The following is a 14789-nucleotide window of genomic DNA, read 5'->3' as shown; positions in this document are numbered from 1 at the left end:
CGGCCATGCCTGGACATTAAATCACTCCTTTGAATGGTTGGATATATTAGATGGTTTTTAAAACCTGTTAAGAGCAGAAGTATAAAGAATTTCTTACTAACACTTACGTTTTAAACAACAAAATGTTTCAACATAACACAAAAGGACGGTTCACCCGTCCCATAAAGTTTTTATATTCCTTTTCCAGGACACCAGAACCGACCCCAAGTCCCACCTTTTTATCCATTTAAATAAAGATATATAATCAGAAAGATGATCAATCCAATCATGAAAACTGAACCAAGACTTGCACTAAACACGACATAGACCTTTGTGTGGAGTATGACATGAACAATTAAAACTATAAGCAAACCTAAAAGCAAATAGATGGCTAATTGCAAATTCTTATTCCTATTCAAACGATCAGCACCTTATAGTTCCAATTTATCGAAAAGCAGTAGTTGTCCATATTCTTTATATATTTGATCGTGGCAAATTTTATACCAATCACGCCAAAAAAGAAAAGGACGGTTATCCCGCCCCCTCTAAATTACTTCTTATTCACTTTCTTCCGCTGCCAGAACCGTCTCCAATTCACTATACTGTTCGGATGGAACAAGCTCATCCTCCAGCAGGACATAAGGATGTGTTTCCATCAGGATTTTTCTGAGGTGCTCTGGCATTTTCACCCCTTGATAAGCGCAAATCAATGGAAAGAATAGTTCGTTTACAGCATCGTCTACTATTCTCTCAAAATCTTCAATAATATTCAGAGGCTCTTTCATAGAAGCCCACTCGACATGTGCCCATGACCGGAAAGAAATTTCATTTTCCACATATGGCTGGACTGTTTTTTGAAAATACTCCGTAATCGCAGGAGGATGGTAACTTCCACTTGAATAATAAAAATCGAAGTTATTGACCCAGTGAACCAATTCCATTTGGACTGATGTTAACCGTTTGTTCAGTTCTGCATGCAGGATTTTGTAAATCCGATCATTTTCAATCAGGATCACATAATCCCCCGACAGAACACCTTCTTCTATATATCTTATGGCCTGTTCTATGTAATTTCTCATACCATCATATGAGTATAGGATATGAACATTCTTTTGGTCCCCTAACATCTGAGCCATTTTATATTTCAAGTGATCACTCCTTTTTTTGTTTGCTTCCATTTTACGCGGTTTCCGAAGAGAATACTATTTGTTTTTTTTTTTGAAAAACTTACCCTTAAAAAACAAAAAGGGACGGTTCTCCCATCCCCTCAAAACACATGTTCACTCCTGTTCTCCGGGACACCAGAATCCTCACGAAGTCCATCCCGTGCCACAGTATGCTTATTCCCCTTTTTTCTCGGACAGCTTAACCGGCGCCAGGTCCCAGACTTCTTTCACATATTTCAAAGCATTATACCCCGTTATCTTTAGTTTCATATCATTCTTTTCGAGGCCATCGATTCCCAGTGTCTGTTCGGTGACAAAATAGCGGGGCTGCTCCAATTTTTCATAATCGACCGGCCCTTTATTCTCATCGTATTCGATGCCATTTTTATCAATGAGCACTCCTTTAGATTCCATATGGTTGATGATTGGCTGATCTGCATAACCGTCGTTAAAATCGAACTGAAGCGAGTCGTATTCCCGATTTTTGATTTCGTTATCTGTTATCACGACATTGGTCATCTGCCCATTTTCAACCTTATCGATGCTGATGTCACTGCCTGCATACTTGATTGTCTGGGGGAATTGCTGGGTTTCGCCAAGGTCGATGGTTTTAGGTTGGATTACGGATAAGTACACCGATTTTAACTTGGCTCTCACCTCTTTTGGCTTTTCCCCATGAACGGGATCGAAGTAAGTTTGAAAAGCAATCCAATCATTTTCCTGCTGGTAATCCATAAAGTAGCTGCTATACATGTCAGCCTCCACTTCGTTCTTGTTGACTTCCAGAGTACGGAAATCAATCCTATCAATCCGTTTCTCCAGTTTTTCTGTATTGATCGCATACTGTAAAATTGTTGTCGTTGGAGCAATCGTCAATTTATCAATCCTGATTGGGACTCCCTCGATTTCTTTTTGTTGATTGACAGAGTATTCCAGGGAAGGCTGTTTGGTTGCCGGGAATTCGAATGACCAATCCCCTGTTTTATACTCACCAGGAGTGAAACCAAATCTCAATGCAGTGTCGTTCGTCAATTCCTGGATCTTGGTGATCCTCAGCTTGATCAGCCCCTCCTCCTCTTTTAGCGGACTGAGAGCAACCTTGCCGTAAAACACATTCTTCTCCCTTTTGTTCATTTCCGCTTCAGCATCAGGAATAGAAAACCGCGGATAGCTTTGCGTTTCCATAATGTCCTGTTCATTCTCAACGGAAACTCCATCATCAAAGCCCATGAAATATTGCTTATTCTCCTCCGTAGCATGAATCTCATAAAAAACCAGCGTCTGGATGTCATCAGCAACCACCCCGTTGATTTTCACCGTTACTCCTGCACTTTCCGCTTCCAGGCTCAGCCTTTTACCAAGGCCTTGCTGCAAAAAGGAACGTAATTGTTCATCATCTTCCGCCCATGCATAGTAGACCTTCGGCAGCGCACCCGTCATGAAACCAAACGCCATTACAAATGCAAATACACTTGCAAAAATAAGGGCCAGCTTCTTACGCTTTTTATTCTTCTTTTGCCGGTTTTCCTTTTTTTCTGACAGCCTTTTCCTGACGTTTTCGAGGAGTTGAGAAGGTACCTTAAGTCCTTGCATCTCCTCGACCTGGTTCAGACTGGTCATTGCCATTTCCTGAAAGCTCCCTAAATCAGCCTGGCATTCCGGGCAGTTATAAAGGTGCATTTCAAATTCAATCTTTGCCGGACGATCCATCAATTTTTCCAGATAATCGATATAATGCTTATGGTATTCTTCACAGCCATGATAGTCATTTCCATACAGCTGGTTCCGGACAGACTGAATCCCAGAGAACAGATGGACCTTTATTTTATCCACGGTAATCCCAAGGATTTGTGATGCCTCCTCAAGGGAAAAGCTCGCTGCATAAGTAAGGATTAGCGCTTCCTTATCATCATTATTCAGGTGGTTGATCGCTTTGAATAAGTCCTCCCTCGTTTCCTCAGAGTCTTGCAAACCGCCATCTTTAGAAAGCTCCCGTGCGTTCTGAACAAAAATCGTTGTCACCCATATTTTAAAAGAGATATCCCCTTTATACCTCGGCCACTCCTTATGCACCCTCACAATTGACCGGTAAAAGAGCTCCTCCATCTGCTGCTGATTTTGAACATAAAACCAGCCCAACGTATAAAAATATTCCATATGCCGATCAAACCAATCAACGACAGATTCAATCCCTTTATCCTGGATCGCCGCTATCGAAATCGGTTCTAGTTTTTCCAGTATCATCTATATTCCCCCCAGGGACAGCGATCCCGAGCATAATTTTTGAATAATCAGTCACCTTTAAAAACACCTTACCTTCAAGAACATCAAGCCATGACTTTCTTTAAGTCTTCCTCTCTCACCCAAATCTCGCCATCTCTGATTTCATATTTGATCTTCGCTTCATCCAGACGCTGTAACTGATTTTCTGTAGTGTCTGTCCAATATGTAAATGATTTATCAGGATTACAAGAAGCTAAAGTGATCAATAGGAAAATGATTATTTTCTTCAAGCTGACCACCCTTTTCTTATAACTGTCTACCACTTCAACAATACCACAAATTGGCAAATAGAGACATAGGTTTTGGAGCTCTTTCTGACCGTCCTAATAAAAAAGCAGCCAGGATTGATTTTGCTCCTGGCTGCTTCTTTTCAGACTAATCTGGCTGGATGACATTATCAATCTCAGACCAGTCGAAGGTTCCTGCACGAATCTTTTCGCGGCGGTCTTTAGTAATGATATCTGTCGGTCTGCCACCATTTGGCCAATCTTTATCATGGCCTTCCCAGACCGGACGATCCTGGGAAAGGATAAAAGTTGCCAGATTTGCTGCTTCCTGATCCGTTAAGGTTCCGCCATTCGGCGGCATATTATTCTGGATATACCCTGCTATTTTTGACAATCTTCCCATTCCTGCCCCATCGTTGAAGGAGTTTTCTCCCCATAGGGACGGTCCAACTGTCGCACCTTTCCCTTCGCCATTTTCACCGTGGCAGGCGACACAGCCTTTTTCGGTATACAGTCTCTCGCCATCCTCGACTTTCGGCAGCGGGATTTCTTTCATCGTGTTCTGCATTCTCCACGGGAGCTCAGTGCCAACTTCAATCCCCTCTGAGATATAAGTCAGATAGGAAATCATCGACCGCATCTCTTTGCTGTCATTATGCAGCTTTTTTCCATTCATGCTTCGGACCATACAGCCATTTACTCGGTCTTCAAGCGTATAAACAACACCTTCCCTTGGCCGGTATTGAGGAAATTGAGTGGTCACCCCCACCATCGAAGCAGACTTCGCAAGCCCTGCATCGGCATGACAGCTGGAACAGGACAACTGGTTCCCGACATATCCATCCAGAACAGTATCCGTTTCATGGAATACCTTTTGCCCATACGTAATATATTCGGTCATGGGATTTTTCGGATCGAGATCGTCCATTGACGGCGGATTATAAGCCGCATCCCCGCCTTCATTTTCTCCCCCGCCCTTTTTACTGTCAGCGGCCTGCTCATTCGTCTTTCCTTCCGTATTCTTGCTTTGACTCTCTTCAGGATCTTTATGGGCATTATCATTGCTGCAGGCTGCAAATGAAAACACAAGCGCCAACATCAAAAAAACTACCCAAATTGGCTTCTTCCGCATTTTTTCAACTCCTAAAATAATTTCATATAATAGCTTCTTAATTTTTTATCGAAATTATTCGCCGAGAAGTTTTTAACCCTTGCATTGCAAGATACCGTAATGTAGAGTATATGTATATCTTGTAATACAAGGTACCACTCTTCGCATCAAATACCTTGCAATACAAGCTACTGAAAGGAGCCTTCTATATGGCTGATACGACACAAATGCTCAAAGGTATCCTGGATGGATGCCTTTTATCTATCATCAAAGAGGGCGAAATCTATGGGTATGAATTGGCCGCCAAGTTAGAGTCCTATGGCTTCCATTCTTTTAGCGAAGGGACGATCTATCCCCTGCTGCTGAGGATGCAAAAAGAAGGCCTGGTAAGCACAACCCTAAGGAAATCCACTGCTGGGCCGAAACGTAAATATTACACATTGACCGAAAAAGGTGAGCAGGAATTGGAGCAATTCATCATCCGGTGGACGCAGCTGAGCGCCTCGGTGAACAATGTATTGAATAAAGGCTATTTTCGTAATGATAGTTGTTAAAATCCTAAAGCCAATTTTAACGTAATACAAAGCTATTTTGTAGGTCGGTATTAAGTTGGTATGCTCTTTTCTCATAGCAAGAATCTACTTAAAGAAGAAGCATAGTTCATTCACTTCTATGGTGTAGCCAATAGCAAAAAAGTTTGAGAAAAGAGCCTAAACAAAAGGGGGAAATGATGGGATGGTCTCGAAAAAAGCGGAAGAATTTTTAGTGGAACTGCGGATGTATTTGATCTCAAAGGGGAAAAACGACCAGGAAATCAATGAAATCACCGAAGAACTTGAAGTGCATTTAATGGAGGCAGAAGCTGCCGGCAAGGATGTCAGCCATATCATCGGAGACAGTCCGAAGAATTATATGAAGAGCATCGGCGAATCAATGAAGACCGATTATGGTCAGTTGGCCGGCCTTGTTCCATTGATGATCCTGATGATCACAGCCTATTTAAGCATTGGGCCGGCAATTGAAGGGACGTTTTCCGTTTCTCAAGGCACCATCTGGTTTGCAATTATCATTAGCGGCATAGGCATCCTGACCTACGGTTTATTCTTATTCAAGGTGCTGCCAAAATTCTTTCATTCTAAATGGGGCTATGTTATTTTTTTCGGTATCTCTATAGCGACAACCAGTTTAATCGTGGTATTCCTGCTCTGGTACAAAGCACAGGATTTCGAACCCACCTTTATTGCAACCCCAGCGCAAAACAACTGGATCATCGTCCTCTGTGCCGTGATTTTCATTGGTGCAGCACTTTACACCAAAACCTGGTTCACTGTCCTGATTCCTTTATTTATATCCATTGGTTCAATTGCCACCCGATTCATCCCGGAAGAAACAAACAATGATTCCCTGTACATCACGATTATTATCCTTACATTTTTACTTGCATCAGCTGTGTTAATCGCCATCTATTTTTACCAGAGAAAAAAAGAGCAAAAGAAAATTTAATATTTCAAAGGAGCTCAACTAAGTTAAGCTCCTTTCTGTATTTTAGTGGATCTCATGCTCAGGATAAATCAATTCATTGTCAACAAAAATCCTGCACTCAACGGTTATTGCACCGCCGAGGCTGACTTTAATATGCTGGTTGTTCCAAGAAAAATTGGATGCACCTATGCACAGCCGAACTGGTAAAAATCAAAGAAAATTTCCAAGTCGCCAAAAAAGTTGTGAACATCGCCAATAAAATTATTTTTTCGCCAAAAAACATGGCAAGCAGGTCCAAATAGGAACGCTAATGCCTTTCAAACAAGGATGTAAACAGATTCTATACTGAAATAGAACGACATTTTTTAAAAATACAGTCTTGAGCACCCTTTTCATGGTCAAACTGCAGATAATGATGGCATTAACCAATTAGCAGGGTTTCACCAAGAAGGACTTCGTGAACAATTGTCGTATATAATAAGCCTAAAATCTATAGTCATTTTGAGAGGGTGAACGCATGGCGCTGAGCTTTAAAATCGCTGACGAAATGGAGCTGCACGAAATCTATGAATATGCTGGAGTCAACCGTAAAGAAGCAACAAATCACGATTCAGAAGATAATCAGCAAAAAATGATTGAAGCATATGAGCATTCTGCGAAATATAATGCTTATTTTGTTTGCTTGATGGATGCCGACACACTTATTGGCTGGGTTCAAATTGATAAAGCATTCGATTACTTAACGGGGGATGAAATCGGCTGGATCAATGATTTATATGTAAAAGCGCCCTACAGAGGCAAAGGCTATTCCAAATTATTGATGGAAGAAGCGTTTAAGGAGTTTCGTAAAAACGGATATAGCGATGTAAGGCTGAACGTCTATTCACACAATGAAAAAGCAATAAAGTTATATGAGAAAATGGGATTTAAGGATGTCAGCAAATTCATGAAGATTTCTTTATAATATCAAAAAAAACGCTGTTGAGGCTAACAGCGTTTTTTTACTTTTACCCCACAATCAATCTTTCTTTCGGATAATGGCATTTAGGCTCTGCTTTTCCACGGTTAAACAAGAAAATGAAGGACAGGATCCCGATTCTTCCGATAAACATCATGGCAATGATGACGACCTTCCCTGCGTAACTCAGATCAGGTGTTATCCCCATTGACAAGCCAGTTGTTCCGAAAGCAGAACTGACCTCGAACATGATTTCCATCATCGAGAACTTCTCTGTTGCATTCAAAATGACCACCGCAGCAAAACAGAGGATGATCGCCAAAAAGCTTACGACCACTGATTTCCGGATATCTTCTTCATGCAATTCACGGCCAAATACCTTGATCGAGTTATGCCCTTTTGCAAAGTTGATAATGACCAATAATATTACAGCGAAAGTCGTCGTCCGTATTCCCCCGCCCACCGAGCTTGGCGAAGCCCCGATGAACATTAAGAAGCAAAGAAGCAGCAATGTCGGGTCAGAAAAATCACTGACATTCATCGTAGCAAGGCCGCCATTCCTGGTGGATGACGATTGAAACCAGGCAAAGAAGAAGGATTCATGCCAATTATAATCTTTAAAAAAGTGATTATACTCAAACAGCAAGATGGCGAATGCACCGAAGAACATCAGTGCAAAAAAGGTCAAGGAAGTCACCTTGGTATACAAAGAAAAATGGGTTCGATTGTGTTTTTTGCGATTCAGGAAAAATTCCTTTAATTCGACCAAGACAGGGAATCCAATCGCACCCAGGGTCAGCAGAATAATGTTCACAGTCTGCACAAAGTAATCATTCGCAAACGGAATCATCGAGCTTCCCGTAATATCAAATCCCGCATTGGTCGTTGCACTGACAGCCGCAAACGCTCCCTGAAGATACGCTTCCTCCCATGTCGGAAAATACCCTAGAAAATAAGTCCCTAAAATCAACGCTCCCAGTGCTTCAATCAACAGGATGATAATCAAAATCTGCCTCATCAGTTTGACCAGGCCCGACATTTGGGATTGGTTCTGATCCGTCATGATTAGCTGCCGGTCTTTAAGGCCGATTTTTTTTCGCAGCACCAGCCAAAAAAATGTACCAAGCGTCATGATTCCGATTCCACCGAACTGGAGGATGAACATCAGGATAAAAATGCCGGTTGTGCTGAAGGTATCCGGCGTAGACACCACAGCCAGACCGGTTACACTCACCGCACTCACTGCTGTAAACAAGACATCAATGAATGTCCAGCTCACCCCCGGCTTCAACGCGATTGGCAAGCTAAGTAACGCAGCCGAGATCAAAACAGCGAAAACATAAAACAAAACAATGATCTGAGCCGGCTTTAAGCGATTCCTTCTCAAAATATTGACCAAAGATACCCCTTCTTTACTTTTCAACTTATACGGGATAGAATCCCCATCCCTTAAAAAACCACAAAAAAACCATCCCAAATAAAGAATGGCCATAAGACCCTTCTCCCAACCGCGCTTACGGAGTTAGCTGTCGGATTAGGGATTGAGAGCATCCCCTTTTAGCTGCACACGCTAAAATTCACCCCAAGATAAAATCAATTTATCCAAAAATGGTTCCCCCGCTCATAGGATTCAGCAAAAAGGTTTGTTATTAAAATGAATACATATAAATTACTCCTATATCATTTTGGTGTCAATGCCCATTTTACAGTTTAGCCCAGATTGGAGGCGATAGGACAGTTCTTCCGTCTAACTTAGGCAAGATACGAGCACATATTGATACTACTTTAGTAAATACTAATGCTGATAAAACGATAACTGAGGAGGAATCCATAATATGCAACAGAATCAACAAAAAGCAAAAAGCGGCAATGCTACAACTGCCGGATTTGCAGGCACAGATGCACAGCAAGTAAAACAGCAAATCCAAAAAGATGTACAGGCAGGCCAGGGAGCGATGACCTCCCGGGAAGCAGGAGCCATGCGGGATTAAAAAACCACTTTAGAGTGGTTTTTTCTATGTTCATAATCGTTTTGTCCATTTTTGTACTTCTCATTGCTCCACTTTTTCTAGCTTCTTTCTTAACACCCTTAGCCCTGATTAATCCCAGGACTATTTTTGACAGCTATTACTCTTAGCACCCCAAACCTGTCTAAATCCAGAGCTTTTCTTGACAGCTTTTACCCTTCCACCTTCAAACCTGTCTAAATCACGCGCTTTTTTTGACAGCTTTTCCGCCTTCAGCATCAAACCTGTCTAAATCCAGAGCTTTTTTTGACAGCTTTTCCTCTTAGCACCCCAAACCTGTCTAAATCACGCGCTTTTCTTGACAGCTTTTCCCCTTCCACCCTCAAACCTGTCTAAATCACGGGCGTTTTTTGACAGCTTTTCCCCTTTCACCATCAAACCTGTCTAAATCACGAGCTTTTCTTGACAGCTTTTCCGCCTTCAGCATCAAACCTGTCTAAATCACGCGCTTTTCTTGACAGCTTTTCCCCTTCCACCCTCAAACCTGTCTAAATCACGGGCTTATTTTGACAGCTTTTCCGCCTTCAGCATCAAACCTGTCTAAATCACGGGAGTTTTTTGACAGCTTTTCCCCTTCCACCCTCAAACCTGTCTAAATCACGCGCTTTTCTTGACAGCTTTTCCCCTTCCACCCTCAAACCTGTCTAAATCACGGGCTTATTCTGACAACATTTCCTCAAAACACCGCAAACTTGTCTGAATCCTTAATCGGGAGATCAAGTCACGTAAAATATTAAGGGACACGAGAACGTCTCGTGTCCCATCCAAACCTACATATTCTTGCTCTGCTGAAGAAGTTGGGACTTTCCTGTGCGTTCCCATTCTTCTACTGTCTCATATGCTTTTTCTGGTGTGTATCCTTTTCCGACAAGCACGCCCATTAGAATGAATTCCTGCAGGATGTGGGTGGCGTTGATTCCTCTTTTCACGTCCTCCAGTCCTTCTTGCACTAAAAACTCGGTGTGTTTTACCCATTCGTCCGGGGTCTTTCCAAAAACCTCTGGAACTCCATTGCTCGCTACTGGTCTTTCCATTGCATCTGCATGGGTCACATGCACTGTACCAAATGGATGGTTTGGCGGAGCATAAATGGAGTATAACTTGAGTGGAGTATTGCCTGTGTTGGTCACGTTATGCCATGTTCCTGCGGGAATCATGATGGCGGAATCATCGGCGACATTGGTTTGGAAGGTCAGGTTATCTCTGCTTTTGCCCATTTGGACAATTCCCTGGCCTTTCTCAATCCGCAAAAATTGATCGACCTTCGGATGGATTTCCAAACCGATATCGTCGCCAACCTCGATGCTCATCAAGGTGACCTGAAGATGTTTCCCTGTCCACAAGGCTGTCCGATAATTCTGGTTTTGAATCGATGCTTCATTGATATTCACTACATACGGGTTTGGACCATAATCCTTTAAAACAAGTTCCCTGTAAGGATAGTGGAAAGAATGATAACCATTCCCCTGGCCCCAGTTTACGCATTGTCTTCCATTATTGTAGTACATCTGCCCATTGACATAATAAGGGTAAGGATTTGAATATCCATAGTACATTTTTGCTCAATCCCTTCACAATTTCTCAGAATATCCTATGCACTTGTGACAGGAATGTACTTAGCAGGAAAAAGGACTGCCTAAAAACTGCATGTATTTCTTGCCCTCGAAAAAAGCCCCGACAAAAAGTCAGGGCTCCTCATTATTTCCTATGCATCTTGAACTCTAAAAACAACTCATTGTAAAAAGCAAGGTTTGACTGGCCGAGATTTTCATAGACCTCAAGCTTCTCTGTCAGCTCTGCCGATGGATAGAATCTTTCATCCGTCACCATCTCTTCTGGCATGAACTCAAGTGCTGCTTTGTTCGGCGTCGAGTAGCTCACCCATTCAGTATTGAGAGCAGATACTTCCGCATCCAGCATGAAATTGATGAACTGGTGCGCCCCCTCGACGTTCTTGGCTGTCTTCGGGATGACCATGTTATCGAACCAGAGATTGGAGCCTTCTTCCGGTACGACATAATCCAGTTTTTCATTTTCAGACATGATGTCTGCTGCGTCTCCGGACCAGACGAGGCCAATCGGTGCTTCTTCATTCGCCAGCAAAATCTTGATTTCATCGCCAACGATGGCTTTGATGTTCGGCGTCAGGGTGTCGAGCTTCTCTTTAGCCTCGCGGAGATGGGTTTTGTTTGTATCGTTTAAGGAATAGCCGAGGCTGTTCAAGCCCATACCCATGACTTCGCGGGCTCCGTCGACTAACAGGATTTCATTTTTTAGCTCAGGGTCCCAGAGGTCATTCCAGCTTTTAAATTCCTTTCCGTCCAGCAATTCGGGATTATACACAATCCCAACTGTTCCCCAAAAATAAGGAATCGAGTACTTATTGTCGGGATCGAAGGGTAGATCCATGAAGCGTTCGTCGATATTTTTCAAATTCGGCAGCTTCGAATGATCAATCGGAATCAGCAGGTCCTCTTCCCGCATTTTTTCAATCATATATTCGGAAGGGACAGCAATATCATACGATGTTCCGCCCTGCTTGACCTTCGTCATCATCGCTTCGTTCGAATCGAATGTTTCATATACGACGCTGATGCCTGTTTCTTTTTCAAAGCGCTTGATGAGGTCGGGGTCGATATAATCTCCCCAGTTGTAAATTGTCAACGTATTGTCGCCTGAGTATCCCTGGGTGTCATTCAGCTTCGAAATCGCCACAAGCAGCAGTGCTGATACGATGGCAATCGCGATGAACACGCGGACTAATTGCTTCATTTCTTCACCCCCACTGCGTTCAGCTTCTGGCGCTGCGTGATGAAGTAGTAGACCACGACCAACAGGATGGTGAACAGGAATAACAATGCTGATAACGCGTTAATATTCAGGGATACTCCGCGGCGTGCCAGCGAGTAAATTTCGACGGACAGTGTACTGAAGCCGTTGCCTGTCACGAAAAACGTCACGGCAAAATCGTCCAGTGAATAGGTCAGCGCCATGAAAAAGCCAGCCATGATGCCAGGCGAGATGAACGGCAGGATGACCTTCGTCAATACTTCCCAGGTGCTTGCTCCCAAATCCCTCGCAGCGTCCACGAGCGATGAGCTCATTTCCGAAAGCTTTGGCAGTACCATCAAGACAACAATCGGCACGCTAAAAGCAATATGAGACAGCAGCACCGAATAAAATCCGAGCTTATAGCCGGAAATGGTGAACAGAATCAGGAACGAGGCCCCGATGATGACATCCGGACTGACAATCAGGACATTGTTCAATGACAGCAGCCCATTGCGGATGGATCGTTTTTTTACCTCATGGATCGCCAGTGCCCCGATCACACCAATAATCGTCGCAAACAGCGCGGACAGCAAGGCGACGACCAGTGTATTCAGCACAATGATCAGCAAACGCACATCCGAGAACAATTCCTTATACCAATCAAGCGTGAAGCTTTCGAAATGATACATCGTTCCGCCGCTATTGAATGAGTAATAGATCAGGAAGAAGATCGGTGCGTATAAAATGAAGAATACAATCATCAAGAATACGTTCGCTAGTTTAGATGTTTTTCGCTCCACCTTACACACCTCTCTTTCTAGTACCAGTAACAGCCATGATGGCAAACATGATGATGATCAAGAATACCGCAATCGTCGAACCCATTCCCCAGTCCTGCGTCACAAGAAAATGCTGCTCGATCGCCGTACCAAGCGTGATGACACGGTTTCCGGCAATCAGGCGCGTCAGCATGAAGAGGGACAGAGCCGGAATGAACGTGACCTGGATCCCTGATTTTACCCCTTCAATCGTCATCGGAAAAATAACCTTCGTGAATGTCGTCCACTTTGATGCACCCAGATCATTGGCCGCATCGATCAGCGTCGGATTCAATTCATTCAGCGAATTGAAAATTGGCAGGATCATGAACGGGATAAAAATATAGACCGATACGAAAATAAAACTGAAATCGGTGAACAGGATCTGCTGCGTGCCAATCCCGATTGCTTCCAACAATTGATTGCTGATGCCGTATGTCCCGAAAATCCCCAGGAAAGCGTACGCTTTTAACAAAAGATTGATCCATGAAGGAACAATGATCAGCAGCAGCCAGAGCTGTTTATGCTTTGTTTTTGTTAAAAGATAGGCAGTTGGATAAGCAACCAAGAATGAGAAAAAGGTAATCAAGAATGCGTACCAGAAGGAGCTCAGGGTCATCGTCAAATAGACCGGCGTGAAGAACTTCTGGTAGTTTACAAGCGAAAAATCACCGTTGATGTCCAGGAATGAATAGTAGACTACAAGCACTATAGGCGCGATAACGAAAAACACTATCCAGAGTGTATAAGGCAGCGTGTACCATGAACGTGTCAGTCTCGTGTTCATTTCACTTCTCCATCCTCATATGCTTCGAGACGCGCATCGAACTCCTCTTCCGTTTCGCCAAGGCGCATGACGTGGATCGCTTCAGGGTCGAAATAGAGTCCAATCTGGTCACCCACTGCCGCTTTTTTAGTAGAATGGACGAGCCATTCATTGCCCTCGTTGTCATAGCAGCTCAGCTCATAGTGCACGCCACGGAACAGCTGGGAATCGACTTTTACCTGAAGCTTGCCATTCTCCGTCTTCGTGATCTCAAGATCCTCAGGACGGATGACGATTTCAACCGGCTCACTCGGGTTGAAGCCCCTGTCGACACACTCGAAACGCTTGCCGGTGAACTCGACGAGATTGTCTTCAATCATCGTGCCTTTGACGATGTTCGACTCACCGATGAAATCAGCGACAAAACGGTTGATCGGTTCATCGTAAATATCCGTAGGGCTGCCGCTCTGCATGATTTTCCCCTGGTTGATGACGAAAATCTCATCCGACATCGCGAGCGCTTCCTCCTGGTCATGCGTGACAAAAATGAACGTAATGCCAAGACGCTGCTGCAGCTCGCGAAGCTCATACTGCATCTCCGTCCGCAGCTTCAGGTCAAGCGCCGATAAAGGCTCATCCAGCAGGATTACCTCCGGCTCGTTGACAATCGCCCTTGCAATCGCGACACGCTGGCGCTGGCCTCCGGACATCTCACGGATTTCTCGAGTCTCATAGCCTGATAAATTCACAAACTGCAAGGCTTCCTTCACCTTCGCCTCAATGTCAGCATTCTTCATCTTTTTGATCCGCAATCCAAACGCCACATTCTCAAACACATTCAAATGAGGAAACAGCGCGTAATCCTGGAAAACCGTATTCACCTGGCGCTTATTCGCAGGCAGATCATTGATCCTCTTTCCATTGAAAAAGATGTCCCCAGACGTCGCCTCCGTAAAACCAGCGATTAATCTAAGAATCGTCGTTTTCCCACAGCCCGACGGCCCCAGCAGTGTATAGAACTTCCCCCGCTCAATCTCAAAACTAACATCGTCCAGAACTGGCGGGTCATTGTCATATTGCTTTGTTACATTGTTGAATTGAATTATCGTAGAATGTCTCATTATCGAACCCCCTTCTCATTTTGCTTCATTCCAATAAAAAAAGGCCTAAAAGCCTTGGTAAATAAATAAGTAATTTGGC

General features: G+C 43.6%; 14 protein-coding genes and 1 riboswitch. Of the genes, 4 read left to right on the top strand and 10 right to left on the bottom strand.

Features of this window, described 5'->3' with window-relative positions; genetic code table 11:
- Positions 1-536: 536 nt before the first annotated feature.
- From M3593_RS22890 to M3593_RS22875, 4 genes are all read right to left on the bottom strand, one after another.
- A complete protein-coding gene (locus M3593_RS22890) occupies positions 537-1127 on the bottom strand; it encodes an MEDS domain-containing protein (protein ID WP_251544956.1) in 591 nt (196 codons plus the stop codon).
- Positions 1128-1319: 192 nt separating this feature from the next.
- Entirely contained in the window at positions 1320-3389 is a 2070-nt protein-coding gene (locus tag M3593_RS22885; protein ID WP_251544955.1) for a DUF4179 domain-containing protein, read from the bottom strand.
- An 83-nt stretch (positions 3390-3472) separates the two neighbouring features.
- Positions 3473-3658 carry a hypothetical protein gene (locus tag M3593_RS22880; protein ID WP_251544954.1) on the bottom strand — a complete coding sequence of 62 codons (186 nt, stop codon included), beginning with the start codon at positions 3656-3658 and terminating at the stop codon, positions 3473-3475.
- Positions 3659-3803: 145 nt separating this feature from the next.
- Positions 3804-4787 carry a c-type cytochrome gene (locus M3593_RS22875; RefSeq protein ID WP_251544953.1) on the bottom strand — a complete coding sequence of 328 codons (984 nt, stop codon included), beginning with the start codon at positions 4785-4787 and terminating at the stop codon, positions 3804-3806.
- A 188-nt stretch (positions 4788-4975) separates the two neighbouring features.
- On the opposite strand from M3593_RS22875, the gene M3593_RS22870 reads away from it, so the two are divergent.
- The 3 genes from M3593_RS22870 to M3593_RS22860 all read left to right on the top strand — a co-directional run bounded on the left by M3593_RS22870 (position 4976) and on the right by M3593_RS22860 (position 7212).
- A complete protein-coding gene (locus M3593_RS22870) occupies positions 4976-5320 on the top strand; it encodes a PadR family transcriptional regulator (RefSeq protein WP_144480139.1) in 345 nt (114 codons plus the stop codon).
- Between the two features lie 181 nt (positions 5321-5501).
- Positions 5502-6269 carry a DUF1129 family protein gene (locus M3593_RS22865; protein WP_251544952.1) on the top strand — a complete coding sequence of 256 codons (768 nt, stop codon included), beginning with the start codon at positions 5502-5504 and terminating at the stop codon, positions 6267-6269.
- A gap of 496 nt (positions 6270-6765) precedes the next feature.
- Complete coding sequence (locus tag M3593_RS22860; RefSeq protein ID WP_251544951.1) at positions 6766-7212, top strand: GNAT family N-acetyltransferase; 447 nt, start codon at positions 6766-6768, stop codon at positions 7210-7212.
- Positions 7213-7255: 43 nt separating this feature from the next.
- Here M3593_RS22860 and M3593_RS22855 read toward each other — a convergent pair whose 3' ends face one another.
- Positions 7256-8605 carry a TrkH family potassium uptake protein gene (locus M3593_RS22855; RefSeq protein ID WP_251544950.1) on the bottom strand — a complete coding sequence of 450 codons (1350 nt, stop codon included), beginning with the start codon at positions 8603-8605 and terminating at the stop codon, positions 7256-7258.
- A 97-nt stretch (positions 8606-8702) separates the two neighbouring features.
- A riboswitch (cyclic di-AMP (ydaO/yuaA leader) is annotated at positions 8703-8852 on the bottom strand.
- Positions 8853-9041: 189 nt separating this feature from the next.
- On the opposite strand from M3593_RS22855, the gene M3593_RS22850 reads away from it, so the two are divergent.
- The gene (locus M3593_RS22850) at positions 9042-9197 is read left to right on the top strand and encodes a hypothetical protein (RefSeq protein ID WP_251544949.1); all 156 of its coding nucleotides are present in this window, start codon (positions 9042-9044) and stop codon (positions 9195-9197) included.
- Positions 9198-10003: 806 nt separating this feature from the next.
- On the opposite strand, the gene M3593_RS22845 is transcribed toward M3593_RS22850, so the two are convergent.
- The 5 genes from M3593_RS22845 to M3593_RS22825 all read right to left on the bottom strand — a co-directional run bounded on the left by M3593_RS22845 (position 10004) and on the right by M3593_RS22825 (position 14710).
- The gene (locus tag M3593_RS22845; protein ID WP_251544948.1) at positions 10004-10789 is read right to left on the bottom strand and encodes a cupin domain-containing protein; all 786 of its coding nucleotides are present in this window, start codon (positions 10787-10789) and stop codon (positions 10004-10006) included.
- Positions 10790-10931: 142 nt separating this feature from the next.
- Complete coding sequence (locus tag M3593_RS22840; RefSeq protein WP_251544947.1) at positions 10932-12005, bottom strand: ABC transporter substrate-binding protein; 1074 nt, start codon at positions 12003-12005, stop codon at positions 10932-10934.
- Entirely contained in the window at positions 12002-12805 is an 804-nt protein-coding gene (locus M3593_RS22835) for an ABC transporter permease (protein ID WP_144480150.1), read from the bottom strand. Before M3593_RS22835 ends, M3593_RS22840 begins: the two co-directional genes overlap by 4 nt.
- A gap of 1 nt (position 12806) precedes the next feature.
- A complete protein-coding gene (locus tag M3593_RS22830) occupies positions 12807-13610 on the bottom strand; it encodes an ABC transporter permease (RefSeq protein WP_251544946.1) in 804 nt (267 codons plus the stop codon).
- Positions 13607-14710 (bottom strand): ABC transporter ATP-binding protein, encoded by a 1104-nt coding sequence (locus M3593_RS22825; RefSeq protein WP_251544945.1) that lies wholly within the window; start codon positions 14708-14710, stop codon positions 13607-13609. The genes M3593_RS22830 and M3593_RS22825 overlap by 4 nt, the downstream gene beginning before the upstream one ends.
- Positions 14711-14789: the final 79 nt, after the last annotated feature.

Source organism: Mesobacillus sp. MER 48, from assembly GCF_023714225.1.
In the GTDB taxonomy this organism is placed as follows: Bacteria; Bacillota; Bacilli; order Bacillales; family Cytobacillaceae; genus Mesobacillus; species Mesobacillus oceanisediminis_A.
This window is presented reverse-complemented; position numbering and strand designations above follow the sequence as displayed.

What these genes read in the sequence shown, in the direction of transcription:
- M3593_RS22845 (WP_251544948.1), bottom strand. Translation starts at nt 10,789, where the DNA reads ATGTACTATGGATATTCAAATCCTTACCCTTATTATGTCAATGGGCAG.
- M3593_RS22840 (WP_251544947.1), bottom strand. Translation starts at nt 12,005, where the DNA reads ATGAAGCAATTAGTCCGCGTGTTCATCGCGATTGCCATCGTATCAGCA.
- M3593_RS22830 (WP_251544946.1), bottom strand. Translation starts at nt 13,610, where the DNA reads ATGAACACGAGACTGACACGTTCATGGTACACGCTGCCTTATACACTC.
- M3593_RS22850 (WP_251544949.1), top strand. Translation starts at nt 9,042, where the DNA reads ATGCAACAGAATCAACAAAAAGCAAAAAGCGGCAATGCTACAACTGCC.
- M3593_RS22865 (WP_251544952.1), top strand. Translation starts at nt 5,502, where the DNA reads ATGGTCTCGAAAAAAGCGGAAGAATTTTTAGTGGAACTGCGGATGTAT.
- M3593_RS22860 (WP_251544951.1), top strand. Translation starts at nt 6,766, where the DNA reads ATGGCGCTGAGCTTTAAAATCGCTGACGAAATGGAGCTGCACGAAATC.
- M3593_RS22875 (WP_251544953.1), bottom strand. Translation starts at nt 4,787, where the DNA reads ATGCGGAAGAAGCCAATTTGGGTAGTTTTTTTGATGTTGGCGCTTGTG.
- M3593_RS22885 (WP_251544955.1), bottom strand. Translation starts at nt 3,389, where the DNA reads ATGATACTGGAAAAACTAGAACCGATTTCGATAGCGGCGATCCAGGAT.
- M3593_RS22870 (WP_144480139.1), top strand. Translation starts at nt 4,976, where the DNA reads ATGGCTGATACGACACAAATGCTCAAAGGTATCCTGGATGGATGCCTT.
- M3593_RS22825 (WP_251544945.1), bottom strand. Translation starts at nt 14,710, where the DNA reads ATGAGACATTCTACGATAATTCAATTCAACAATGTAACAAAGCAATAT.